23 protein-coding genes are annotated in these 23,567 nt (G+C 56.0%); 21 read left to right on the top strand and 2 right to left on the bottom strand.

The genetic code is table 11. The features are described 5' to 3' along the window. Positions 1-55: 55 nt before the first annotated feature. The 12 genes from phnE (at position 56) to phnP (ending at position 8,894) form a co-directional block, all read left to right on the top strand. A complete protein-coding gene (phnE, locus tag KP80_RS01855; RefSeq protein ID WP_052281877.1) occupies positions 56-838 on the top strand; it encodes a phosphonate ABC transporter, permease protein PhnE in 783 nt (260 codons plus the stop codon). Positions 839-858: 20 nt separating this feature from the next. After that, on the top strand, positions 859-1,584 hold the full coding sequence (gene phnF, locus KP80_RS01850) for a phosphonate metabolism transcriptional regulator PhnF (RefSeq protein WP_052281876.1): 726 nt from the start codon (positions 859-861) through the stop codon (positions 1,582-1,584). Further along, positions 1,584-2,036 (top strand): phosphonate C-P lyase system protein PhnG, encoded by a 453-nt coding sequence (gene phnG / locus KP80_RS01845; protein WP_052281875.1) that lies wholly within the window; start codon positions 1,584-1,586, stop codon positions 2,034-2,036. The genes phnF and phnG overlap by 1 nt, the downstream gene beginning before the upstream one ends. After that, positions 2,033-2,617, top strand: coding sequence for a phosphonate C-P lyase system protein PhnH (gene phnH, locus KP80_RS01840; RefSeq protein ID WP_052281874.1), 585 nt, complete (start codon positions 2,033-2,035; stop codon positions 2,615-2,617). The genes phnG and phnH overlap by 4 nt, the downstream gene beginning before the upstream one ends. Next, positions 2,617-3,681, top strand: a complete 1,065-nt coding sequence (locus KP80_RS01835; protein WP_052281873.1) for a carbon-phosphorus lyase complex subunit PhnI — start codon at positions 2,617-2,619, stop codon at positions 3,679-3,681. The genes phnH and KP80_RS01835 overlap by 1 nt, the downstream gene beginning before the upstream one ends. Then, on the top strand, positions 3,674-4,519 hold the full coding sequence (gene phnJ / locus KP80_RS01830) for an alpha-D-ribose 1-methylphosphonate 5-phosphate C-P-lyase PhnJ (RefSeq protein WP_052281872.1): 846 nt from the start codon (positions 3,674-3,676) through the stop codon (positions 4,517-4,519). Before KP80_RS01835 ends, phnJ begins: the two co-directional genes overlap by 8 nt. After that, positions 4,516-5,274 (top strand): phosphonate C-P lyase system protein PhnK, encoded by a 759-nt coding sequence (gene phnK / locus KP80_RS01825; RefSeq protein WP_052281871.1) that lies wholly within the window; start codon positions 4,516-4,518, stop codon positions 5,272-5,274. The genes phnJ and phnK overlap by 4 nt, the downstream gene beginning before the upstream one ends. A 67-nt stretch (positions 5,275-5,341) precedes the next feature. Then, positions 5,342-6,028 (top strand): phosphonate C-P lyase system protein PhnL, encoded by a 687-nt coding sequence (phnL, locus tag KP80_RS01820; RefSeq protein ID WP_052281870.1) that lies wholly within the window; start codon positions 5,342-5,344, stop codon positions 6,026-6,028. Beyond that, positions 6,025-7,161, top strand: a complete 1,137-nt coding sequence (phnM, locus tag KP80_RS01815) for an alpha-D-ribose 1-methylphosphonate 5-triphosphate diphosphatase (protein ID WP_052281869.1) — start codon at positions 6,025-6,027, stop codon at positions 7,159-7,161. The genes phnL and phnM overlap by 4 nt, the downstream gene beginning before the upstream one ends. After that, positions 7,161-7,712, top strand: a complete 552-nt coding sequence (phnN, locus tag KP80_RS01810; protein ID WP_156315556.1) for a ribose 1,5-bisphosphokinase — start codon at positions 7,161-7,163, stop codon at positions 7,710-7,712. Before phnM ends, phnN begins: the two co-directional genes overlap by 1 nt. After that, entirely contained in the window at positions 7,705-8,139 is a 435-nt protein-coding gene (phnO, locus tag KP80_RS01805) for an aminoalkylphosphonate N-acetyltransferase (protein ID WP_052281867.1), read from the top strand. The genes phnN and phnO overlap by 8 nt, the downstream gene beginning before the upstream one ends. After that, positions 8,136-8,894: a phosphonate metabolism protein PhnP gene (gene phnP, locus KP80_RS01800; protein WP_052281866.1), complete on the top strand. Its 759-nt coding sequence runs from the start codon at positions 8,136-8,138 to the stop codon at positions 8,892-8,894. Before phnO ends, phnP begins: the two co-directional genes overlap by 4 nt. Here phnP and yjdP read toward each other — a convergent pair. Then, complete coding sequence (yjdP, locus tag KP80_RS01795) at positions 8,891-9,232, bottom strand: DDRRRQL repeat protein YjdP (protein ID WP_052281865.1); 342 nt, start codon at positions 9,230-9,232, stop codon at positions 8,891-8,893. The two genes, phnP and yjdP, sit on opposite strands and share 4 nt — an antisense overlap. Positions 9,233-9,788: 556 nt before the next feature. On the opposite strand from yjdP, the gene KP80_RS01790 reads away from it, so the two are divergent. The 6 genes from KP80_RS01790 to KP80_RS01760 all read left to right on the top strand — a co-directional run bounded on the left by KP80_RS01790 (position 9,789) and on the right by KP80_RS01760 (position 17,672). Next, the gene (locus KP80_RS01790; protein ID WP_052281864.1) at positions 9,789-10,064 is read left to right on the top strand and encodes a YtcA family lipoprotein; all 276 of its coding nucleotides are present in this window, start codon (positions 9,789-9,791) and stop codon (positions 10,062-10,064) included. 19 nt (positions 10,065-10,083) lie between these two features. Beyond that, complete coding sequence (gene mdtN, locus KP80_RS01785) at positions 10,084-11,115, top strand: multidrug transporter subunit MdtN (RefSeq protein WP_052281863.1); 1,032 nt, start codon at positions 10,084-10,086, stop codon at positions 11,113-11,115. Continuing rightward, positions 11,115-13,097, top strand: coding sequence for a multidrug efflux transporter permease subunit MdtO (gene mdtO / locus KP80_RS01780; protein WP_052281862.1), 1,983 nt, complete (start codon positions 11,115-11,117; stop codon positions 13,095-13,097). The genes mdtN and mdtO overlap by 1 nt, the downstream gene beginning before the upstream one ends. Further along, the gene (locus tag KP80_RS01775; protein WP_052281861.1) at positions 13,094-14,551 is read left to right on the top strand and encodes an MdtP family multidrug efflux transporter outer membrane subunit; all 1,458 of its coding nucleotides are present in this window, start codon (positions 13,094-13,096) and stop codon (positions 14,549-14,551) included. The genes mdtO and KP80_RS01775 overlap by 4 nt, the downstream gene beginning before the upstream one ends. A 197-nt stretch (positions 14,552-14,748) precedes the next feature. Further along, a complete protein-coding gene (gene fdhF, locus KP80_RS01765) occupies positions 14,749-16,896 on the top strand; it encodes a formate dehydrogenase subunit alpha (RefSeq protein ID WP_082221706.1) in 2,148 nt (715 codons plus the stop codon). Positions 16,897-16,988: 92 nt separating this feature from the next. Further along, positions 16,989-17,672: a tetratricopeptide repeat protein gene (locus tag KP80_RS01760; protein ID WP_052281859.1), complete on the top strand. Its 684-nt coding sequence runs from the start codon at positions 16,989-16,991 to the stop codon at positions 17,670-17,672. Between the two features lie 65 nt (positions 17,673-17,737). Here KP80_RS01760 and gltP read toward each other — a convergent pair whose 3' ends face one another. Further along, positions 17,738-19,051 (bottom strand): glutamate/aspartate:proton symporter GltP, encoded by a 1,314-nt coding sequence (gltP, locus tag KP80_RS01755; protein WP_052281858.1) that lies wholly within the window; start codon positions 19,049-19,051, stop codon positions 17,738-17,740. Positions 19,052-19,465: 414 nt separating this feature from the next. Between gltP and acs the strand changes: the two genes are divergently transcribed. The 3 genes from acs (at position 19,466) to actP (ending at position 23,548) form a co-directional block, all read left to right on the top strand. Further along, complete coding sequence (acs, locus tag KP80_RS01750) at positions 19,466-21,424, top strand: acetate--CoA ligase (RefSeq protein ID WP_052281857.1); 1,959 nt, start codon at positions 19,466-19,468, stop codon at positions 21,422-21,424. A gap of 163 nt (positions 21,425-21,587) precedes the next feature. Then, complete coding sequence (locus KP80_RS01745) at positions 21,588-21,902, top strand: DUF485 domain-containing protein (protein WP_052281856.1); 315 nt, start codon at positions 21,588-21,590, stop codon at positions 21,900-21,902. Beyond that, positions 21,899-23,548: a cation/acetate symporter ActP gene (gene actP, locus KP80_RS01740; RefSeq protein ID WP_052281855.1), complete on the top strand. Its 1,650-nt coding sequence runs from the start codon at positions 21,899-21,901 to the stop codon at positions 23,546-23,548. The genes KP80_RS01745 and actP overlap by 4 nt, the downstream gene beginning before the upstream one ends. The last annotated feature ends 19 nt before the right edge of the window (positions 23,549-23,567 follow it).

Genomic DNA, 23,567 nt, shown 5'->3' with positions numbered 1-23,567 from the left:
CCCTCACCCCGGCCCTCTCCCACAGGGAGAGGGGGAATTCAACACGGAGCAAACCATGCAACACACCATCACCGTTCCCCCGCCGAAGCGCAGCTGGTTCTCACTGATGAGCTGGGCCATTTTGCTGGCGGTGCTCGCTGTCTCCTGGAAAGGGGCAGAAATGAACCCGGTGGCGCTGTTCACCGATGCAGGCAACATGGCGACCTTCGCCGCCGACTTTTTCCCGCCAGACTTTAGCCTGTGGCAGGACTATCTCAAAGAGATGGCCGTGACCCTGCAAATCGCCGTCTGGGGCACCGCGCTGGCAGTTGTCCTCTCCGTTCCCTTTGGCCTGATGAGCGCCGAAAACCTGGTGCCATGGTGGGTATACCAACCGATGCGCCGCCTGATGGATGCCTGCCGTGCTATCAACGAAATGGTCTTCGCCATGCTGTTCGTCGTCGCCGTGGGGTTAGGTCCATTTGCTGGGGTGATGGCGCTGTTTATTCATACCACTGGGGTGCTTTCCAAGCTGTTATCCGAAGCGGTAGAAGCCATTGAGCCCGGCCCGGTCGAAGGCATTCGCGCCACCGGCGCCAACAAAATTGAAGAAATTATCTACGGCGTCCTGCCGCAGGTGATGCCGCTCCTCATCTCCTATTCACTGTACCGATTTGAGTCCAACGTCCGCTCTGCCACCGTCGTGGGGATGGTCGGCGCTGGCGGTATCGGCGTGACCTTATGGGAAGCGATTCGCGGCTTTCAGTTCCAGCAAACCTGCGCATTGATGGTGCTCATTATCATCACCGTCAGCCTGCTGGATTTTCTCTCTCAGCGTTTGCGTAAGCACTTTATCTGATTAGCGAGGTCTTGATGACTATGCACTTGTCTACACATCCGACCAGTTATCCTACGCGTTATCAAGAGATTGCCGCTCGCTTGGAGCAAGAGCTGCGGCAGAACTATCGCTGCGGCGACTACCTGCCCGCCGAGCATCAGCTGGCGGCACGGTTTGAAGTTAACCGCCACACCCTACGTCGCGCCATCGATCAACTGGTCGAAAAAGGCTGGGTGCAGCGCCGTCAGGGAATTGGCGTGCTGGTACTGATGCGCCCCTTCGATTACCCGCTCAACGCCCAGGCACGCTTTAGCCAGAATCTGCTCGATCAGGGCAGCCACCCCACCAGCGAAAAACTGCTGTCGGTACTGCGCCCGGCCTCTGGGCATATCGCCGACGCGCTGGGGATTAACGAAGGTGACAACGTTATCCACCTGCGCACGCTGCGCCGGGTCAACGGCGTGGCGCTGTGTTTGATAGACCACTACTTTGCCGAGCTCAGCCTGTGGCCAACGCTACAACGCTTTAGCAGCGGATCGCTGCACGACTTTCTACGCGAGCAGTCCGGCATTGCGCTTAAGCGGAGCCAGACCCGCATCAGCGCGCGCCGGGCGCAGGCCAAAGAGAGCCAACGGCTAGAAATTCCCAACATGGCGCCCCTGCTGTGCGTGCGCACCCTGAACCACCGTGAAGGCGATGACCAGGTGATGGAGTACTCCGTCAGCCTGACCCGCGCCGACATGATTGAATTTATTATGGAGCACTAATGGACGCTAATCACGCGACCCGCCAGCACTGGATGTCGGTGCTGGCCCACTGCGACCCGGCCAGCCTCGCGGCAAAAATGGCCACCCTGAATATCACTGCAGAATACGAAACCATCCGCGCGGCGGAAACCGGGCTGGTTCAGCTACAGGGCCGTATGGGCGGTACCGGTGAACGCTTTTTTGCCGGAGACGCCACCCTCACCCGCGCCGCCGTACGCTTAAGCAACGGCACGCTGGGCTACAGCTGGATACTGGGGCGCAACAAAGCGCATGCCGAACGCTGTGCGCTGCTCGACGCCCTGCTCCAGCAGCCTACCCATTACCCAACATTATTAGAAACCCTCATTGCCCCGCTGGAAGCCGACCGTACGGCGCGCATTGCCGCACGTCAGGCCGAGATCAACGCCAGCCGGGTCGACTTCTTTACGCTGGTTCGCGGAGACAACGCATGACCCTGGAAACCGCTTTTTCCCTCCCTGTGCAGGATGCCCAACACAGTTTTCGTCGTCTGCTAAAAGCGATGAGCGAGCCGGGCGTGATTGTTGCGCTGCATCAACTCAAACACGGCTGGCAGCCGCTGAACATCGCCACTACCAGCGTTCTGCTGACGCTGGCCGACAACGATACACCGGTCTGGCTGGCGGGCACACTGCATAACGATATCGTTAGCCAGAGTCTGCGTTTTCACACCAACGCGCCGCTGGTTGAGCAGCCACAGCAGGCCACTTTTGCGGTGTCGAATGACGCTATCAGCCGCGAGCAGCTCGACGCGCTGTGTACCGGCAGCGCCGTGGCGCCAGAGACCAGCGCCACGCTGATTGTGCAGGTTGCCAGCCTCAGCGGTGGCCGCATGCTGCGCCTGACCGGCGCGGGCATTCAGGATGAACGCATGATTGCCCCGCAGCTGCCGGAGTGCATTCTGCATGAACTGACCGAACGCCCGCACCCATTCCCGCTTGGCGTGGATCTGATCCTCACCTGCGGCGAACGCCTGCTGGCTATTCCGCGCACCACCCACGTGGAGGTTTGCTGATGTACGTAGCCGTGAAAGGTGGCGAGAAGGCGATTGCCGCCGCCCACCAGCTCCAGGAAAACCGACGCCGGGGCGACACCTCCCTCCCCGAGCTGAGCGTCGCCCAGATAGAGCAACAGTTAAACCTGGCGGTGGACCGGGTCATGACCGAAGGCGGCATTGCCGACCGCGAACTGGCGGCGCTGGCGCTAAAGCAGGCCAGCGGTGACAACGTTGAAGCGATTTTCCTGCTGCGCGCCTATCGCACGACGTTGGCAAAACTGGCGGTCAGCGAGCCGCTGGATAGCGGGAAAATGCGCCTGGAACGCCGTATTTCCGCCGTCTACAAGGACGTCCCCGGCGGGCAATTGCTTGGCCCCACCTACGATTACACCCATCGTCTTCTGGATTTCACTCTGCTGGCCAACGGCGAAGCCCCGACGCTGAAAACCGAAGACGGCGAGCCATCGCCGTCGCCGCATGTATTCAGTCTGCTGGCCCATCAAGGCCTGGCGAAGGTGGAAGAAGATAACGGCGTAGCGCCGGACGATATCACCCGCACGCCGCCGGTTTACCCGTGCTCGCGCTCGTCTCGCCTACAGCAGCTGATGCGCGGCGACGAAGGGTATTTGCTGGCACTGGCCTACTCCACCCAGCGCGGCTACGGGCGTAATCACCCGTTCGCCGGGGAAATTCGCAGTGGCTACGTTAACGTTGAAATTGTGCCAGAAGAGCTAGGTTTTGCGGTAAACGTCGGCGAACTGCTGATGACGGAATGCGAAATGGTCAACGGTTTTGTCGACCCGGTGGACGAGCCGCCGCACTTTACCCGCGGCTATGGCCTGGTGTTCGGCATGAGCGAGCGAAAAGCAATGGCGATGGCGCTGGTTGACCGTGCCCTGCAGGCACCGGAATACGGTGAGCACGCCGTCGGCCCAGCCCAGGATGAAGAGTTCGTCCTCGCCCATGCCGATAACGTCGAAGCCGCCGGTTTTGTCTCGCACCTCAAACTCCCTCATTACGTCGATTTTCAGGCCGAGCTGGAACTGTTGAAACGCCTGCAACGGGAGCAGATAAATGGCTAATCTCAGCGGCTATAACTTTGCCTACCTCGATGAACAAACCAAACGCATGATCCGCCGCGCCATCATGAAAGCGGTAGCGATCCCCGGCTATCAAGTACCGTTCGGCGGCCGCGAGATGCCGATGCCCTACGGCTGGGGCACCGGCGGCATTCAGCTTACCGCCAGCGTGATCGGTGAAGCGGACGTGCTGAAGGTTATCGATCAAGGGGCGGATGACACCACCAATGCCGTGTCGATCCGCAACTTCTTCCAGCGGGTCACTGGGGTCAACACGACCGAATGCACCGAAGAGGCGACGCTTATCCAGACTCGCCACCGGATCCCCGAGACGCCGCTGGTTGAGGATCAGATCCTGATCTTCCAGGTACCGATCCCGGAACCGCTTCGATTCATCGAACCGCGCGAAACCGAAACCCGTACCATGCACGCTCTAGAGGAATACGGCGTGATGCAGGTGAAGCTGTATGAAGACATCGCCCGCTTCGGCCATATCGCCACCACCTATGCCTACCCGGTGAAAGTGAATGACCGCTACGTGATGGACCCGTCGCCGATCCCAAAATTCGATAACCCAAAAATGGACATGATGCCCGCACTGCAGCTGTTTGGTGCCGGACGTGAAAAACGTATCTACGCCGTGCCGCCGTATACCCGCGTCGAGAGCCTCGACTTCGACGACCATCCCTTCACCGTGCAGCGTTGGGACGAGCCGTGCGCTATTTGCGGCTCCACCCACAGCTATCTCGATGAAGTGGTGCTGGATGATAGCGGCAAACGGATGTTTGTCTGCTCCGATACCGACTACTGCCGCCAACAGAGCGAGGCCAAAAAGCCATGAGCCAGCCCTTACTTTCCGTTGACCGTCTGACCCATCTGTACGCGCCGGGCAAAGGTTTTAGCAACGTCTCTTTTGATTTGTGGCCAGGCGAGGTGCTGGGCATCGTCGGCGAATCCGGCTCCGGTAAAACCACCCTACTGAAGTCCATTTCTGCGCGCCTGACACCACAAGAAGGCACCATCCGCTATCAGGACAGTTCACTGTACGCCATGAGCGAAGCCGAACGCCGTCGCCTGCTGCGCACCGAATGGGGCGTGGTGCACCAGCATCCGATGGATGGCCTGCGCCGTCAGGTCTCAGCGGGCGGCAATATTGGCGAACGGTTGATGGCCACCGGCGCACGGCATTACGGCGAGATCCGCGCCACCGCTCAGCGCTGGCTGGAAGAGGTAGAGATCCCGGCGTCGCGTATTGATGACCTGCCGACCACCTTCTCCGGCGGTATGCAGCAGCGCCTGCAGATTGCCCGCAACCTGGTCACCCATCCAAAGCTGGTGTTTATGGATGAACCCACCGGCGGGCTGGATGTGTCGGTACAGGCGCGTCTGCTCGACCTGCTGCGCGGCCTGGTGGTGGAACTAAACCTGGCGGTGGTGATTGTGACCCATGACTTGGGCGTCGCGCGACTGCTGGCCGACCGTCTGCTGGTGATGAAGCAAGGTCAGGTGGTGGAAAGTGGGTTAACCGACCGGGTTCTCGACGACCCGCACCATCCGTACACCCAGTTGCTGGTGTCGTCGGTGTTGCAGAACTGACTGTTGTCAGCCTGATAAGCGAAGCGCTATCAGGTTCTCGGACGCATATATGTAAAAGAGGCGAAAAATGAACGCTATCCGCGTCGAAAATGTGAGTAAAACCTTTGTTCTTCACCAACAAAATGGCGTCCAGCTTGCCGTTTTACGTAACGCCTCGCTCTCGGTCAACGCCGGGGAATGCGTCGTACTTCACGGCCATTCCGGCAGTGGCAAATCGACCCTGCTGCGCTCCTTGTACGCCAACTACCTGCCGGACGAAGGGCATATCCATATTAAACACGGCGATGAGTGGGTGGATTTAGTCAGCGCCCCAGCGCGCAAGGTGGTGGAAGTCCGCAAAGCCACCGTCGGCTGGGTGAGCCAGTTTCTGCGCGTGATCCCACGTATCTCCACGCTGGAAGTGGTCATGCAACCTCTGCTCAATACCGGCGTGCCGCGCGAAGCCTGTGCCGCTAAAGCCGCTCAGCTGTTGACCCGCCTGAACGTGCCGGAACGTTTATGGCATCTTGCACCGTCGACCTTTTCCGGCGGCGAACAGCAGCGCGTCAACATCGCCCGCGGTTTTATCGTCGACTACCCCATTTTATTGCTCGACGAGCCCACCGCCTCGCTGGATGCCAAAAACAGCGCGGCGGTCGTCAGCCTGATTCATGAAGCCAAAGCCCGCGGCGCGGCCATTGTCGGTATTTTCCACGATGAAGCCGTCCGTAACCAGGTCGCAGACCGCCTCCATCCCATGGGTACACCTGCATGATTATCAATAATATAAAGCTGGTTCTTGAGAATGATGTCGTTCACGGGTCACTGGAAGTTCAGGACGGCGAGATTCGCGCCTTTGCCGATAGCCAGAGCCGTCTGCCGGAAGCGATGGATGGCGAAGGCGGCTGGCTACTGCCGGGGCTGATTGAGCTGCACACCGATAATCTGGATAAATTCTTTACCCCCCGTCCCAAAGTCGATTGGCCGGCCCACTCGGCGATGAGCAGCCACGATGCGCTGATGGTTGCCAGCGGCATCACTACCGTGCTGGATGCCGTGGCCATTGGCGATGTGCGCGACGGCGGCGATCGGCTGGAAAATCTGGAGAAAATGATCAACGCCGTCGAGGAGACGCAAAAACGCGGTCTCAACCGCGCTGAGCATCGCCTGCATCTGCGCTGCGAACTGCCGCATCACACCACCCTACCACTGTTTGAAAAACTGGTGAGCCGCGAGCCGGTGTCGTTGGTATCCCTGATGGACCACTCACCGGGCCAGCGTCAGTTCGCCAACCGCGAAAAATACCGGGAATACTATCAAGGCAAATATTCGCTGACCGACGTGCAGATGCGTGAGTACGAAGAAGAGCAGCTCGCGCTGGCGGCCCGCTGGTCGCAGCCTAACCGTACCGCCATTGCGGGAATGTGCCGCGAACGCCAAATTGCGCTAGCCAGCCACGATGATGCCACCCACGATCACGTGGTGGAATCACACCTGTTAGGCAGCGTGATTGCCGAGTTCCCGACCACGCTGGAAGCGGCTGAATCATCGCGCCGCCACGGCATGAATGTGCTGATGGGAGCGCCAAATATCGTGCGCGGCGGCTCGCACTCCGGCAACGTTGCGGCACATCAGCTTGCGGGTCTCGGGCTGCTGGATATTCTTTCCTCCGACTATTACCCCGCGAGCCTGCTGGATGCAGCCTTCCGCGTGGCGGATGACGAGCAAAACGCGTTTACCCTCGCGCAGGCCATTAATCTGGTCACCAAAAACCCCGCGCATGCGCTGAACCTTCACGACCGCGGCGTCATTGCCGAAGGCAAGCGTGCCGACCTGGTGCTGGCGCACCGCAAAGGCGAGCACATTCATATCGACCACGTCTGGCGTCAAGGAAAAAGGGTGTTCTGATCATGGGTAAACTGCTCTGGTTGATGGGGCCTTCTGGCTCCGGCAAAGATAGCCTGTTGGAAGTGTTGCGCCAGCAGGAGCATAGCGACCTTCTGGTCGCACACCGCTATATCACCCGACCGGCCAGCGCGGGTTGTGAAAACCATATCGCGCTCAGTGAACAGGAGTTTTTCACCCGCGCCGGGAGAAATCTGCTCGCTCTAAGCTGGCATGCCAACGGCCTGTACTACGGCGTGGGCGTGGAGATTGATCTCTGGCTGCACGGCGGGTTTGACGTGGTGGTGAACGGTTCCCGGGCCCATCTGGCACAAGCGAAAGCGCGCTATGCCAGCGCGCTGCTACCGGTCTGTTTACAGGTCTCCCCGGAGATTCTGCGCGAACGCTTACAGGCACGTGGGCGGGAAAACGGCGCCGAGATAGCCCTACGCCTGGAGCGCGCGGCGCGCTATACCCCGTCGGAATGCCATACGCTCAATAACGACGGAAGTCTGCTACAGTCGGTGGATAAATTACTCACCCTGATGGGACGAAAGGAGAGAAGCCATGCCTGAGTGTGAACTGCGCCACGCCACGTTCGAAGATATCGACGATGTTTATGCATTGATGTGCGAGCTGAAACAAGCCGAATACGATCGCGACGCCTTTTATACCGGCTTCGCTGCGAACCTTGAGGATCGTAATCTGCACTATCAGCTGGCCCTGCAGGGCAACAACGTCGTGGGGATGATTAGCCTGCATTTGCAGTTCCATCTACATCACGCCAACTGGATTGGCGAGATTCAGGAACTGGTGGTCATGCCGAAAGTGCGCAGTTCAGGGATCGGTAGCCAGCTGCTAGCGTGGGCGGAAGAGACGGCGCGGGAAAGAGGTGCGGAGATGACGGAATTATCGACCAGCACCCAACGCGTTAATGCGCACCGCTTTTATCAGCGTGAAGGCTATGCGCCAAGCCACATCCGTTTTACCAAAACGCTATGAGCCTGACACTGACTCTCAGCGGGACCGGCGGCGCGCAGGGCGTGCCCGCCTGGGGCTGCCACTGCCCAGCCTGTACGCGTGCCAGACGCGCGCCGCAGTATCGGCGTAAAGCTTGTAGCGGCGTGGTGAGATTTAACGATGCGATAACGCTAATCGATGCCGGATTACACGATCTCACCGACCGCTGGCCCGCCGGATCTTTCCAGCAATTTTTGCTCACTCACTACCATATGGATCACGTTCAGGGACTTTTCCCGCTGCGCTGGGGAATAGGTGATAGCGTGCCGGTTTACGGCCCGCCCGATGAACAGGGCTGCGACGATCTGTTTAAACACCCCGGCCTGCTCGATTTTAGCCATACCGTTGAGCCGTTTGTGGTCTTCAGCCTGCAGGGATTACAGGTGACACCTGTGCCGCTGGCGCATTCAAAACTGACCTTTGGCTACCTGCTGGAAACGCCCCATAGCCGTATCGCCTGGCTCTCCGACACCGCGGGACTGCCGGACAAAACGCTGACTTTTTTAAGCAACAACCGTCCACAGCTGATGGTCATTGATTGCAGCCACGCACCGCGCGAACAGACCCCGCGTAATCATAGCGATTTAGCGACGATTCAGGGATTAAACGACATCATTGGTTGCCCACGGGTGATTCTGACGCATATCAGCCACCAGTTTGATGAATGGATGATGAGCCATCTTTTACCGCCAGGTATTGAAGCGGGCTACGACGGGCAGCAAATCACCCTGGACTAACGGTTGTAATCATCATCAAGTCGATTTTCATCGTCAGAGAGCTGACGTCGCTCCTGGTCCAACTGACGCTGACGATCGTCGAGTTGACGACGACGATCGTCTAACTGGCGTCGCCGATCGTTATATTGTTGCTGACTCGGGCTGCTACTGCGTCGATCGTCCCAGCTGCGATCGTCATCGTCGCGATCGCGACTGGCACGATCGCTGCTCGGGTTATAGGCATCGTTGATGGCCTGCTGAATATTGCCAATGGCATCATCAATGATATCAGCGCGCGCCGCGTGACTGGTCATCAGCGACACGGCACAGAAGAAAAAAACGGTCAGATAACGTTTCATAAAGCCAGTCGCGTCAAGGGGGCTGGCGATAGATTAAGGGCGACGCACATTCGGCGGGTAGCGGAGGAATCTCAATTCCTGCCCAAGGCATCTTCCAGGATGAACTTAAATTTTAAGTCCAACATAATTATTTTATTAATTATCGAAGCTGTGCATATAGGTCATTATTTTTTAAAGTCACGATGCGTTAATCGATGAATAATCCGCGACAAACATATTGGATATCAATATTAGGTTATATTGACATTAATCCAGAAATATAAAATACATCTCGCAGCATCATGATTCTTACTACACTCTACTGCTTGCACATCACGTCAGGAGCCGTGAAACGGCGTAAATCACCCGACCACAACCCACAGCTTAAAGCATTCCTGAACTCTTTATTCATTTAGAAAATAAACATCAATAATAAATAATTAAAATAAATAAGTTATGAATGCGGTATCAAAATAAAACTATATTTCTCCTGCTAAAAAATCGCCATACTGATATTTCTGATTCTATTTTACATTCACCCCGGATATTGTTCGCAATACACAGGATGTCCTTCTTTATGCAAATAGTTAAATCCAGAATGGTGATGCCGCTGAAAAAATATGGCTGGCTCACGCTCGCGACGCTACTGTCAGGGTGCTCGCTCCCACCGGCTATTCCCGTCATAGGCGCTTATTATCCCGGCTGGCTTTTTTGCATCATTGCCGGCGTCATTCTTGTGCTCATCACCCGACGGCTCATGCTGCACAAATATAACGTGATTTCATTCGCTGGCGTGATTTATACCGCCCTCTTTGCCCTTTACTCCATGCTGTTCTGGCTGGTGTTTTTTTAACTCACATTGAGATGCGCTCATGGAAAGCTCGCAGAAAAAAGTTCCTCATCACAAAATACCGGCCCTGTTTCTGGTCATACTCGCCCTCGTGGTAATGGTTTTTGTCATTTGGCGTTTGGATAGCTCACCGTCTACCAGCGATGCCTACGCCTCCGCCGACACGATAGATGTTGTTCCCGAAGTGAGTGGACGTATCGTTGAACTGGCGGTTAAGGATAATCAGCAGGTAAAGCAGGGCGACCTGCTATTTCGCATCGATCCTCGGCCGTATGAAGCCAACCTGGCGAAAGCACAAGCCTCGCTACATGCCCTCGATGAGCAAATCATGTTGACGCAGCGCAGCGTGGACGCGCAGAAGCTGGCCGCCAACTCCGTGCAGGCGATGGTCGACAAAGCGCGAGCAGCAGAAAAACAGGCTAGCAGCACGCTTAACCGCACAGCGCCGCTGCTGTCGCAGGGATTCGTCTCGGCGGAAGATGTTGATCGCGCGCGTACCGCACAGCGCGCCAGCGCAGCCGACCTCAATGCCGTGCTGCTGCAGGCTCAGCAGGCCGCCACCGCCGTTAGCGGCGTTGATGCACTGGTCGCTCAGCGCGTCGCGGTACAGGCGGACATCGCCCTGACTCAGTTACAGCTGGAAATGGCCACCGTGCGCGCGCCGTTTGACGGCCGTGTGGTGTCGCTTAAAACCTCGATTGGTCAGTTCGCTTCTGCAATGCGCCCTATCTTTACTCTGATCGATACGCGCCACTGGTACGTCATCGCCAATTTCCGCGAAACCGAGCTGAAAAATATCCACACGGGTTCGCCAGCTACCCTGCGACTGATGAGCGACAGTGGTAAAACCTTTAGCGGCAAAGTTGACTCCATTGGCTTTGGCGTGATGCCAGACGATGGCGGCCTGGTACTGGGCGGCCTGCCGCGCGTCGCCCGTTCAATTAACTGGGTGCACGTTGCCCAGCGCTTCCCCGTCAAAATTATGGTCGATAAACCGGACGCGGAGATGTTCCGCATCGGCGCTTCGGCGGTTGCCACCCTTGAGTCACAATAATGAACGCGCTCAATTATCTGCCGCTACCGCTGGTTCGATTACTGGCGTTTTTGCATGACGAACTGAGCGAAAAGCGTCCCGGACGGCAGTCGCAAATACTTCAGCTGTGGGTAAGCTGCCTGCTGGTAACGATCATCTCCATGACCTTTGAGATCCCGTTTCTGGCCATCTCGCTGACGGTGCTGTTTTACGGTGTACAGTCGAACGCGTTTTACACCAAAGTGGTGGCAATCCTGTTTATCGCCGCGACGATCATGGAGATTGGCTGCTTATTTCTGATCTACAAATGGTCGTACAGTTACCCGTTGATCCGCTTGATCGTTGCCAGCCTGATTGTCCTTGGCAGCATGTTTATGATGCGTACTCATAAGCTGGGGCTGGTGTTTTTTGCCCTCGCGATTGTTGCCGTATACGGTCAGACTTTTCCCGGTATGGTTGATTATCCAGAGGTGATTGTCCGTCTCACGTTGTGGTGTATCGTCGTAGGGCTTTACCCTACGCTGCTCATGGTACTGATCGGCGTGATCTGGTTTCCCAACCGAGCTGGAAGGCAAATGCAGAAATCGCTGTGCGCGCGTCTGGATGACGCACTCAGGCACCTGACAACACCAACGCCTCCGCTTGTGGAAAAATACGTTGAACGTGAAGTACTCGCGCTGCAAAAACTTAACGCATTTTGCATGGCCGATGATGCCGACTGGAAAGCGCATAGCGCCTGGTGGAAAAATTGCGTTGCCACCGTCAGTTACCTGTACTCCACTCTCAACCGTTATAACGACGAGGCCGCCAGGCATCCGGCGCTGGCACATAAGCTGCGGTATGAAATCACGGTGCTACAGCGGGCTATTGCGCAAGGAGAGATCTGGCAAACCCCATGGCAGCTTTGCGACGAAGAGCGAATCGCTGCCCGGGAATGTGGGCTGGAAAATCTCTGTGAACGGCTGATTCAACTGGGTCATATGGACCCCAAAACGCCACCTTCTCCCGCCGTGAAAGAGTCGTCGATGGTGCCCGATGCTTTTAGCAACCCGGCGTATATCCACTACGCGCTGAAAACGCTGCTTGCCTGCATGATCTGCTACATCTTCTACTCCGGCGTCGATTGGGAAGGCATCCATACCTGCATGCTAACCTGCATCATCGTGGCTAACCCCAGTATTGGCTCAACCGGCCAGAAAATGGTGCTACGTTTTGGCGGCGCATTCATTGGCGCCATGCTGGCGCTGTTGATGACCATTTTCATCATGCCCTGGCTGGATAACATCGTGGAGCTGCTGTGCGTGCTGTCGCCTATTTTCCTGCTCGGCGCGTGGATAGCCACCGGATCGGAGCGATCCTCCTATATTGGTACGCAGCTCATCGTCACGTTTTCATTGGCGACCCTCGAGAACGTTTTTGGCCCGGTTTACGATCTGGTCGAGATCCGCGATCGTGCCGTTGGCATCCTGATCGGCACCGCCGTCTCGGCGATAATCTTTACCTTTATCTGGCCGGAAAGCGAAGCGAAAGCTCTGCCACAGAAACTGGCGAGTGCACTAAACATGCTGGGAAAACTGCTGCGCATCCCGCAACAGGATCCTACCGATCGACGCGCCTACCTTCAGCTACGTATCGGCTGTCATGCCGCCTTCAATGCATGCGAAGAGATGTGTGACCGCGTGACGCTAGAGCGGCAGCTTGATAATGACCAGCGCAACTCTCTTCTCGCCCTCAGCAGAAGCACGCTTCAATGTGGCCGGGAAATTCTCTACGCCAGTGACGGCACCACGATGCCAAATCCTTCCCTCGCCCAGGCGCTGGAGCAGTATGCCGCTGGGCTGGAAAACGGCGAGGCTACGCCCCTATCACTGCCCAGCGAAATGTCTTCCACATTACCCGCACAGACACAGCGCGTTATACGGCAGATAGCCAGTTTACCCGACTGGACTCGTCCAGCGACCACCATCGCCGAGAACCAGGCGCAAGGAGCCACATTACAATGACCCGTCACTTTTTCCGCATTCTCTTGTGCGGCCTTATCGGCAGCGCCACAACGCTTTCCGGCTGCGCATTGATCCGTAACGACTCTGCCGCCCATTCCCAGCTACAGCCCACGCAAATCAGGCTGGCTGACGATATTCATCTGGCAAGCCAGGGCTGGCCGCAGGCGCAGTGGTGGCGGCAGTTTAACGATCCTCAACTCCGTTCACTTATCGATAAAGCGCTGTCCGGTTCCCATACCCTTGCCGAAGCAAAGCTGCGCGAAGAGAAAGCACAGTCGCAAGCCGATCTGCTGGAAGCGGGATCGCAGCTCCAGATGGTGGCACTCGGAATGATTAACCGCCAGCGCGCATCTGCCAACGGTTTCCTCGGCCCTTATGCACTCGATGCACCGAGGATCGGCATGGACGGCCCTTACTATACGGAGGCAACCGTTGGGCTAGTTGCTGGGCTGGATCTCGATCTGTGGGGCGTTCATCGTTCAGCCGTTGCGGCGGCAATTGGCGCACAGAATGCCGCACTGGCTGAAACCGCAGCGGTAGAACTTGCCATCTCAACCGGCGTGGCGCAGCTCTACTACAGCATGCAGGCCAGCTATCAGATGCTTGATTTACTCGAGCAAACCCGCGACGTGATCAACTACGCGGTTCAGGCGCATCAGAGCAAAGTGGCGCAAGGGCTAGAGGCTAAAGTGCCTTACCACGGCGCTCGGGCGCAAATGCTGGCGGTAGAAAAACAAATTGCCGCCGCCACAGGGCAAATCAAAGAGACGCGCGAGTCGCTGCGCGCACTCATTGGTGCCAACGGTAACGAACTGGCAGAGATCAAACCGGTCGCACTGCCGCAGGTTCAGACGGGGATTCCTGCCACGCTCTCCTACGATCTGCTCGCCCGCCGCCCCGATCTGCAGGCGATGCGCTGGTACGTGCAGGCTTCGCTCGATCAGGTTGATGCCGCAAAAGCGCTGTTTTATCCCAGCTTCGACATCAAAGTGTTCTTCGGTTTGGACGCTATTCATATAGACGATCTGTTCAAAGGCCCCAGCAAGCAGATTAACTTTATCCCCGGCCTCCGCCTGCCGTTGTTCGACGGCGGTCGTCTGAACGCCAACCTGAAAAACATCCGCGCCACCAGCAATATGCTGATTGAGCGCTATAACCAGTCGGTACTGGATGCCGTGCGTGATGTGGCAATAAACGGTACACGCCTGCAAACGCTGAACGAAGAGCGAGAAATGCAGGCTGAGCGTGTCGAGGCCAGCCAATTTGGCCAAAACGCTGCCGAAGCGGCCTTTCATCGGGGGCTCGGTAGCCGGTTACAGGCCACTGAATCTCGTCTACCGGTACTTTCTGAGCAAATGTCGCTGCTGGTACTGGATACGCAACGCGTTGTGCAAAGTATTCAGCTCATCAAAACGCTCGGCGGCGGTTATCAGGCTCCGGTGTCCTCTCATTAATCCTCTCGCCGCGTGATAAATGTCACGCGGCTTATCATTTCGACACGTCAAATATGACGATGGCCTGTTTTTCGTCAGGGTTTTGACCAAATTTTGCCCGTAACATCAGGGAATGCCCACAATAAAAAAGTGGCATAAAAGATGCATACTGAGGGCGACAGCGCGTATGCGCGATTTGATTAACTGGAGCGAGACCGATGAAAAAAGTCGTCACGGTTTGCCCGTATTGCGCATCAGGTTGCAAAATCAACCTGGTGGTCGATAACGGTAAAATCGTCCGGGCTGAGGCGGCGCAGGGGAAAACCAACCAGGGTACTCTGTGTCTGAAGGGCTATTATGGCTGGGACTTCATTAACGATACCCAGATCCTGACCCCGCGCCTGAAGACCCCAATGATCCGTCGCCAACGCGGCGGCAAACTGGAATCCGTTTCCTGGGATGAAGCGCTAAATTACGTTGCTGACCGCTTAAGCGCGATCAAAGCGAAATACGGCCCAGATGCTATTCAGACTACCGGTTCCTCACGCGGGACGGGTAATGAAACCAACTATGTAATGCAAAAATTTGCGCGCGCCGTTATTGGTACCAATAACGTTGACTGCTGCGCTCGTGTCTGACACGGCCCTTCGGTTGCAGGTCTGCACCAATCGGTCGGTAACGGCGCAATGAGTAATGCGATTAACGAAATTGATAATACCGATTTAGTGTTTATTTTCGGGTACAACCCGGCGGATTCCCACCCTATCGTGGCGAATCACGTGATTAACGCTAAACGTAACGGGGCGAAAATCATCGTCTGCGATCCGCGCAAAATTGAAACCGCGCGCATTGCTGACATGCACCTCGCGTTGAAAAATGGCTCGAATATCGCGCTGCTCAACGCCATGGGGCACGTCATTATTGAAGAAAACCTGTACGACAAAGCGTTTGTCGCTGCCCGTACTGAAGGTTATGAAGAGTACCGTAAGATTGTCGAAGGCTATACGCCGGAGTCCGTCGAAGCGATTACCGGCGTTAGCGCGCAGGAAATCCGCCAGGCCGCCCGTATGTATGCCTCGGCAAACAACGCCGCCATCCTATGGGGCATGGGTGTTACCCAGTTCTATCAGGGCGTGGAAACCGTGCGTTCACTGACCAGTCTCGCGATGCTCACCGGTAACCTCGGTAAGCCAAGCGTTGGCGTTAACCCAGTCCGCGGCCAGAACAACGTTCAGGGCGCGTGTGATATGGGTGCGCTGCCGGATACCTATCCAGGCTATCAGTACGTGAAGTTCCCGGAAAACCGCGAGAAGTTCGCCAAAGCCTGGGGCGTCGACAGTCTGCCTGAGCACACCGGCTATCGCATTAGCGAGCTGCCGCACCGTGCGGCGCATGGCGAAGTGCGCGCGGCGTACATCATGGGTGAAGACCCGTTACAGACCGATGCCGAACTCTCTGCGGTTCGTAAAGGCTTCGAAGATCTGGAACTGGTTATCGTCCAGGATATCTTCATGACCAAAACCGCTGCGGCCGCAGACGTTATTTTACCGTCTACCTCCTGGGGCGAGCATGAAGGCGTCTTTACCGCCGCTGACCGTGGCTTCCAGCGCTTCTTTAAAGCCGTTGAGCCGAAGTGGGACCTGAAAACGGACTGGCAGATCATCAGTGAAATCGCCACCCGTATGGGCTACAAAATGCACTACAACAACACCCAGGAAATCTGGGATGAGTTGCGCGGATTGTGCCCTGACTTCTACGGTGCCACCTACGACAAAATGGGCGAACTGGGCTATGTCATGTGGCCATGTCGCGATGAGTCTGACGCTGACCAGGGGACGTCTTACCTCTTTAAAGAGAAGTTTGACACCCCGAACGGCCTGGCGCAGTTCTTCACCTGTGACTGGGTTGCGCCTATCGACAAACTGACCGAAGAGTACCCGATGGTACTGTCGACGGTCCGTGAAGTCGGCCACTACTCTTGCCGCTCCATGACCGGCAACTGTGCAGCGCTGGCCGCGCTGGCGGACGAACCGGGCTATGCCCAGATCAACACCGCCGATGCCGCCCGTTTAGGCATTGAAGATGAAGCGCTGGTGTGGGTGAACTCCCGTAAGGGCAAAGTCATCACTCGTGCAGCTGTGAGCGATCGTCCAAACAAAGGAGCGATTTACATGACCTACCAGTGGTGGATTGGTGCATGTAATGAGCTGGTAACCGAGAACCTGAGTCCGATTACCAAAACGCCTGAGTACAAGTACTGCGCCGTCAACGTTGAGCCGATTGCCGACCAACGCGCCGCCGAGCAGTATGTGATTGATGAGTATACGAAGCTGAAGGCCAGTTTGCGCGAAAGCGCAATCGGCTAAGCGGACTCGTTTCAACGCCTCCATTCGGAGGCGTTTTTTTATCCTCGCTTTATCTTTATACTGCCCACTTCCTCGGTCACCTACACAATAAAATGAAACACATTTTTGCATTGCTATGGTTGGTTGCGCTGTTCGCCCATGCGGAAGAACCGGGTAGCCAATATTTAAAAGCCGCAGAAGCCGGAGATGCTCGTGCGCAGTACTATCTGGCGGATACCTGGTTTAGTTCGGGCGATTTGAGCAAAGCCGAATTCTGGGCGCAGAAATCCGCCGACAGCGGTGATGCGGATGCCTGCGCACTGCTGGCGCAGATTAAAATTACCAACCCGGTGGATCTCGATTATCCGGCGGCCAAAACGCTGGCGGAGAAAGCCGCAAAGGCGGGTAGCCGAGCAGGCGAAGTCATCCTTGCGCGTATTCTTATCAATAGTCAGTCGGGGCAAACCGACTATCCACGCGCGGTAACCCTGCTCGAGCAGGCATCCACCAACGCGGAAAGCGATTTTGCCGTTGATGCGCAAATGCTGCTGGGGCTGATTTACGCCAACGGAATCGGCGTGAAAGAAGATGATGAAAAGGCGACGGATTATTTCAAAAACAGTTCGGCGCTGTCGCGTACCGGCTATGCCGAACACTGGGCCGGCATGATGTTCCTGAACGGTGAGAAAGGCTTTATTGCACCAAACAAACAGAAGGCGCTACAGTGGCTGAATCTGAGCTGTACCGAAGGGTTTGATACTGGCTGCGAAGAATTTGATAAGGCGAGCGCAGAGTAAATATTCGCTGCTCCCCCTCCCCAAAACAACAACGCCGGGAAATCCCGGCGTTGTTTTTCTTTCTATTATTGATCGGCCGTTTTATCAAACTTGCCGAGCATCTCGCGCTCATAGGCGCGCGCTTTTTTAACGTCGAACTTGTGTTCCCACTTGGCAATGACCAGCACCGCTAGCGCATTACCCACCACGTTCAGCGCGGTACGTGCCATATCAAGGATACGGTCAACGCCGGCGATAAACGCCAGGCCTTCCAGTGGAATCCCTACGCTGCCCAGCGTCGCCAGCAGTACCACGAAGGAGACGCCTGGTACGCCCGCGATACCTTTCGAGGTCACCATCAACGTCAGCACCAGCACGATTTCCTGCCAGATAGACAGGTCGATACCGTACAGCTGGGCAATAAAGATAGCTGCAATACTCTGGTACAGCGTAGAACCATCGAGGTTAAAGGAGTAGCCGGTTGGCACCACAAAGCTGGTGATCGACGCCGGCGCACCATAGGCTTCCATCTTCTCAATAATACGCGGCAGCACGCTCTCGGAGCTGGCGGTGGAATACGCCAAAATCAGCTCGTCTTTGAGGATGCGAATCAGGATCCAGATGCTCAACCCGCAGATGCGCGCCACAATACCCAGCACCACCAGCGCGAAGAACAGAATCGCAAAGTGAACCAACAGCACTAACTTCGCCAGCGGCCACAGGGAAGCAAAACCAAAGTTTGCCACCGTCACGGCAATCAGCGCGAATACCCCAACCGGTGCGTAGCGCATGACCATATGGGTCACTTTAAACATGGTTTCTGAAATAGAACGGAATACCGTGACCAGGGGCTCGCGGTGTGTCGCAGGCAGCGAAGAGAGGCCGAGGCCGAACAGTACCGAGAAGAAGATAATCGGCAGCATATCGCCTTTGGCCATCGACGCGATGATGTTGGTCGGCACCAGCGACAGGATAGTTCCCATCAACCCGTGGGCATGGCTTTGTACTTCGGCGGTCGTGCTTTGGTATTTCGAAATGTCCACCGTCGCCAGCTGTGACATATCGATCCCTGACCCAGGCTGGAAGACATTCGCCATGGTAATACCGATAATAATCGCTACCGTGGTGATCACTTCGAAATAAAGAATGGTTTTAGCACCAATTCGCCCAAGCTGTTTTGCGTCACCGACACCCGCTATTCCCACGACCAGCGTTGAAATAACAATCGGCACGACGATCATTTTAATCAGATGGATGAAAATATCGCCAGCAGGAGACAGAAGATTCATAACCAGCCATTCGCGGCTATCGCTATGATAATGAAGATAACTACCCAGAATAATACCTAGCACCAGGGCAATGAGAATTTGCCACGCAAGGCTGATTCGTGTTTTTTTCATAACTGCAGACTTCCTCAATGAAAAATACCATACCGAACGGGAATGGTATCCATTTGAAAGGGGGTGATTTGTGTTGCGTTTACTTTTAGAGGTTTTTAACGCGCAGTATCAGTATCATCTGTACGGTGTCTCGTGCAACCCTTTCAGAACAGGGCTTTTCACCACAAAATTTGATATTACTACTAATTTCTACCAATAATTATTTATAAGTTTTTGTTATAAAAACAAAAAATTTCCGCCGAATTCTATAAATCCCTTTCCGCAATTATTTCTGTTCAAAGAATCAAATGAACGTTATTTGAACAATTCCACTATTGCGTGATCTGCCGCGCAAATAGTAAACAAAGCTTCTTCTCCCTCTGTTATTAACTTTTATGAGACATATTATTAACATCTTACATGGAGAAAAAAAGCATGAGCCAAATTCACAAACACTCTATTCCTGCAAATATTGCAGAACGCTGCCTGATTAACCCGGAACAATACAAGACCAAATACCAGCAGTCCGTCACCAACCCTGATGCATTTTGGGCTGAAGAGGGCAAAATCCTCGACTGGATGCGGCCTTACACCAAAGTTAAAAACACCTCTTTCGCACCGGGTAACGTCTCAATTAAATGGTACGAAGACGGCACCCTGAACCTGGCCGCCAACTGTCTTGACCGCCATCTACACGAACGCGGCGATCAGACCGCTATCATCTGGGAAGGCGACGATGCCACCCAAAGCAAGCACATTACCTATCGTGAACTGCATCGTGATGTTTGCCGTTTCTCAAACACCCTGCTCTCTCTGGGCGTGAAGAAAGGCGACGTGGTCGCTATCTATATGCCAATGGTGCCGGAAGCAGCCGTAGCAATGCTAGCCTGCGCCCGCATTGGTGCTATCCATTCCGTTATCTTTGGCGGCTTCTCACCGGAAGCCGTTGCTGGCCGTATCATCGACTCCAGCGCGCGTCTGGTGATCACGTCTGATGAAGGCGTCCGCGCTGGCCGTAACGTGCCGCTGAAGAAAAACGTCGACGACGCGTTGAAAAACCCGAACGTTAAAACCATCGAAAACGTCGTTGTGCTCAAGCGTACCGGCGGAAAAATTGACTGGCAAGAAGGTCGCGACCTGTGGTGGCACGACCTGCAAGAGAAGGCCAGCGACCAGCATCAACCGGAAGAGATGAACGCAGAAGACCCGCTGTTTATCCTCTATACCTCCGGTTCGACCGGCAAGCCGAAAGGGGTATTGCACACCACCGGCGGCTATCTGGTGTATGCCGCCACCACCTTTAAATATGTCTTCGACTACCATCCGGGCGACATCTACTGGTGTACCGCCGATGTGGGCTGGGTTACCGGACACAGCTATCTGCTGTACGGCCCGCTGGCCTGCGGCGCGACGACGCTGATGTTTGAAGGCGTGCCAAACTGGCCAACCCCAGCACGTATGTGTCAGGTCGTTGATAAACATAAAGTTAACATTCTCTATACCGCGCCGACGGCTATTCGTGCGCTGATGGCCGAAGGCGATAAAGCCATCACCGGAACCGATCGTTCCTCCCTGCGTATTCTTGGCTCCGTTGGCGAACCGATCAACCCGGAAGCCTGGGAATGGTACTGGCAGAAAATCGGCAACGAAAAGTGCCCAGTGATGGATACCTGGTGGCAGACCGAAACCGGCGGTTTCATGATCACCCCGCTGCCGGGTGCCATTGAGCTCAAAGCCGGCTCCGCCAGCCGTCCGTTCTTCGGCGTGCAGCCAGCGCTGGTCGATAATGAAGGCCATCCGCAGGAAGGCGCTACCGAGGGCAACCTGGTCATCACCGACTCCTGGCCGGGCCAGGCGCGTACGCTGTTTGGCGATCACGAACGCTTTGAGCAGACCTACTTCTCCACCTTCAAAAACATGTACTTCAGCGGCGACGGCGCGCGTCGTGACGAAGATGGCTATTACTGGATAACCGGCCGCGTCGATGACGTGCTGAACGTCTCCGGCCACCGTTTAGGCACAGCGGAAATTGAATCAGCGTTGGTTTCCCATCCGAAGATTGCCGAAGCCGCGGTTGTCGGGATTCCGCACAGCATCAAAGGCCAGGCGATTTACGCCTACGTCACGCTGAACCACGGTGAAGAGCCAACCCCTGCGCTCTACACCGAGGTGCGTAACTGGGTGCGTAAAGAGATTGGGCCACTGGCGACGCCAGACGTGCTGCACTGGACCGATTCGCTGCCAAAAACCCGTTCAGGCAAAATCATGCGCCGCATTCTGCGCAAGATCGCCGCGGGCGACACCAGCAATCTGGGCGATACCTCAACGCTCGCCGATCCGGGCGTGGTGGATAAACTGCTGGAAGAGAAGCAGTCCATCGCGATGCCGTCATAAGCGAAGACTTCCCCCTCTCCTGTTACCGGGAGAGGGCCGGGGTGAGGGTGTCATTACCGTACACCGCCCCTCGCCCTATCCTTCTTCCCTCGGAAGAAGGAAGCGTACGGTGTTCTGATTTGCACAAAAAACACTACCAATAAGAACCTCTGGAGACTCTGTGATGAATGATCAAATTTGTCAGCAGATAGAAGATAGTGCGCATTTCAGGGAGCTGGTTGAAAAACGGCAACGGCTTGCCACCTTCTTATCGCTGATCATGTTAGTGGTTTACGTCGGTTTTATTTTACTCATCGCTTTTGCCCCGGGCTGGCTTGGCACGCCGCTGCACCCGGGCACTAGCGTCACGCGTGGTATCCCAATCGGGATTGGCATTATCGTTATCTCCTTTATCCTGACCGGCATTTACGTCTGGCGGGCTAACAGCGAATTTGATCGCCTGAACAAGGCCGTACTGCGCGAGGTAAAAGCATCATGAAGAAAGTCCTGACGGCGCTCGCCGCCACACTTCCTTTAGCGGCCAACGCGGCAGACGCGATAAGCGGTCACGTAGAACGCCAGCCGACCAACTGGCAGGCGATTATCATGTTCCTGATTTTCGTCCTTCTGACGCTCTACATCACCTACTGGGCCTCCAAGCGGGTTCGCTCACGCAGCGACTACTACACCGCGGGTGGCAACATAACCGGTTTCCAGAACGGCCTGGCGATCGCCGGTGACTTTATGTCGGCCGCGTCGTTCCTTGGCATCTCCGCGCTGGTCTACACCTCCGGCTACGACGGGCTGATTTACTCGCTCGGCTTCCTGGTCGGCTGGCCAATCATTCTGTTCCTGATTGCCGAACGTCTGCGTAACCTCGGCCGCTACACCTTTGCCGATGTGGCGTCCTATCGCCTCAAACAGGGACCGATTCGCGTGCTTTCCGCCTGTGGTTCACTGGTGGTGGTGGCGCTTTACCTGATTGCCCAGATGGTGGGTGCCGGTAAACTTATCGAGCTGCTGTTTGGCCTCAACTACCACGTCGCCGTGGTCCTGGTTGGCGTGCTGATGGTGATGTACGTGCTGTTTGGCGGCATGCTCGCCACCACGTGGGTACAGATTATCAAAGCGGTTCTGCTGCTGTTCGGCGCAAGCTTTATGGCCTTCATGGTGATGAAGCACGTCGGCTTTAGCTTCAATAACCTGTTCACCGAAGCAATGGCGGTTCACCCGAAAGGGGCGGCCATCATGAGCCCTGGGGGGCTGGTGAAAGATCCAATATCCGCGCTGTCGCTCGGTCTTGGCCTGATGTTCGGTACTGCCGGTCTGCCGCACATTCTGATGCGTTTCTTCACCGTAAGTGACGCCAAAGAAGCGCGTAAGAGCGTGTTCTACGCCACCGGATTTATGGGTTACTTCTACATCCTGACCTTTATCATCGGCTTTGGTGCCATCATGCTGGTCGGCGCAAATCCGCAGTTTAAAGATGCGGCGGGCGCGCTTATCGGTGGCAACAACATGGCGGCAGTACACCTGGCCGATGCGGTCGGCGGCAACCTGTTCCTCGGCTTTATCTCTGCAGTCGCCTTCGCCACCATCCTGGCGGTGGTCGCGGGTCTGACGCTGGCAGGGGCTTCGGCGGTATCTCACGATCTCTACGCTAACGTGTTTAAGAAAGGTGCTACCGAACGTGAGGAGCTGAAGGTTTCCAAAATCACCGTGCTGGTGCTGGGCGTGGTTGCCATTTTGCTGGGCATTCTGTTTGAGAATCAGAACATCGCCTTCATGGTGGGTCTGGCGTTCTCTATCGCAGCAAGCTGTAACTTCCCGATCATTCTGCTCTCCATGTACTGGTCGAAGCTGACCACGCGTGGGGCGATGGTTGGTGGCTGGCTGGGCCTGCTGACAGCGGTGGTGCTGATGATCCTTGGCCCAACCATTTGGGTCACCATCCTCGGCCACGAAAAGGCGATTTTCCCGTATGAATATCCGGCGCTGTTCTCTATCGCCGTCGCCTTTATCGGTATCTGGTTCTTCTCTGCGACCGATAACTCTGAAGCGGGCAACCTCGAACGTGACCAGTTCCGCGCGCAGTTTATCCGCTCGCAGACCGGTCTGGGCATCGACCAGGGCCGTGCACACTAAAATCCCCTCCCCGACCGCC

It is taken from the genome of Kluyvera genomosp. 1, from assembly GCF_001266615.1.
Lineage (GTDB): Bacteria > Pseudomonadota > Gammaproteobacteria > Enterobacterales > Enterobacteriaceae > Kluyvera > Kluyvera cryocrescens_A.
The sequence above is the reverse complement of the archived record's forward strand: the minus strand, read 5'-3'. Positions and strand labels throughout refer to the sequence as shown.

What these genes read in the sequence shown, in the direction of transcription:
- phnK (WP_052281871.1), top strand. Translation starts at nt 4,516, where the DNA reads ATGAGCCAGCCCTTACTTTCCGTTGACCGTCTGACCCATCTGTACGCG.
- KP80_RS01745 (WP_052281856.1), top strand. Translation starts at nt 21,588, where the DNA reads ATGAATGATCAAATTTGTCAGCAGATAGAAGATAGTGCGCATTTCAGG.
- actP (WP_052281855.1), top strand. Translation starts at nt 21,899, where the DNA reads ATGAAGAAAGTCCTGACGGCGCTCGCCGCCACACTTCCTTTAGCGGCC.
- phnL (WP_052281870.1), top strand. Translation starts at nt 5,342, where the DNA reads ATGAACGCTATCCGCGTCGAAAATGTGAGTAAAACCTTTGTTCTTCAC.
- KP80_RS01790 (WP_052281864.1), top strand. Translation starts at nt 9,789, where the DNA reads ATGCAAATAGTTAAATCCAGAATGGTGATGCCGCTGAAAAAATATGGC.
- mdtN (WP_052281863.1), top strand. Translation starts at nt 10,084, where the DNA reads ATGGAAAGCTCGCAGAAAAAAGTTCCTCATCACAAAATACCGGCCCTG.
- phnM (WP_052281869.1), top strand. Translation starts at nt 6,025, where the DNA reads ATGATTATCAATAATATAAAGCTGGTTCTTGAGAATGATGTCGTTCAC.
- yjdP (WP_052281865.1), bottom strand. Translation starts at nt 9,232, where the DNA reads ATGAAACGTTATCTGACCGTTTTTTTCTTCTGTGCCGTGTCGCTGATG.
- phnP (WP_052281866.1), top strand. Translation starts at nt 8,136, where the DNA reads ATGAGCCTGACACTGACTCTCAGCGGGACCGGCGGCGCGCAGGGCGTG.
- KP80_RS01775 (WP_052281861.1), top strand. Translation starts at nt 13,094, where the DNA reads ATGACCCGTCACTTTTTCCGCATTCTCTTGTGCGGCCTTATCGGCAGC.
- mdtO (WP_052281862.1), top strand. Translation starts at nt 11,115, where the DNA reads ATGAACGCGCTCAATTATCTGCCGCTACCGCTGGTTCGATTACTGGCG.
- gltP (WP_052281858.1), bottom strand. Translation starts at nt 19,051, where the DNA reads ATGAAAAAAACACGAATCAGCCTTGCGTGGCAAATTCTCATTGCCCTG.
- phnG (WP_052281875.1), top strand. Translation starts at nt 1,584, where the DNA reads ATGGACGCTAATCACGCGACCCGCCAGCACTGGATGTCGGTGCTGGCC.
- acs (WP_052281857.1), top strand. Translation starts at nt 19,466, where the DNA reads ATGAGCCAAATTCACAAACACTCTATTCCTGCAAATATTGCAGAACGC.
- phnO (WP_052281867.1), top strand. Translation starts at nt 7,705, where the DNA reads ATGCCTGAGTGTGAACTGCGCCACGCCACGTTCGAAGATATCGACGAT.
- KP80_RS01835 (WP_052281873.1), top strand. Translation starts at nt 2,617, where the DNA reads ATGTACGTAGCCGTGAAAGGTGGCGAGAAGGCGATTGCCGCCGCCCAC.
- phnH (WP_052281874.1), top strand. Translation starts at nt 2,033, where the DNA reads ATGACCCTGGAAACCGCTTTTTCCCTCCCTGTGCAGGATGCCCAACAC.
- phnE (WP_052281877.1), top strand. Translation starts at nt 56, where the DNA reads ATGCAACACACCATCACCGTTCCCCCGCCGAAGCGCAGCTGGTTCTCA.
- phnF (WP_052281876.1), top strand. Translation starts at nt 859, where the DNA reads ATGCACTTGTCTACACATCCGACCAGTTATCCTACGCGTTATCAAGAG.
- KP80_RS01760 (WP_052281859.1), top strand. Translation starts at nt 16,989, where the DNA reads ATGAAACACATTTTTGCATTGCTATGGTTGGTTGCGCTGTTCGCCCAT.
- phnJ (WP_052281872.1), top strand. Translation starts at nt 3,674, where the DNA reads ATGGCTAATCTCAGCGGCTATAACTTTGCCTACCTCGATGAACAAACC.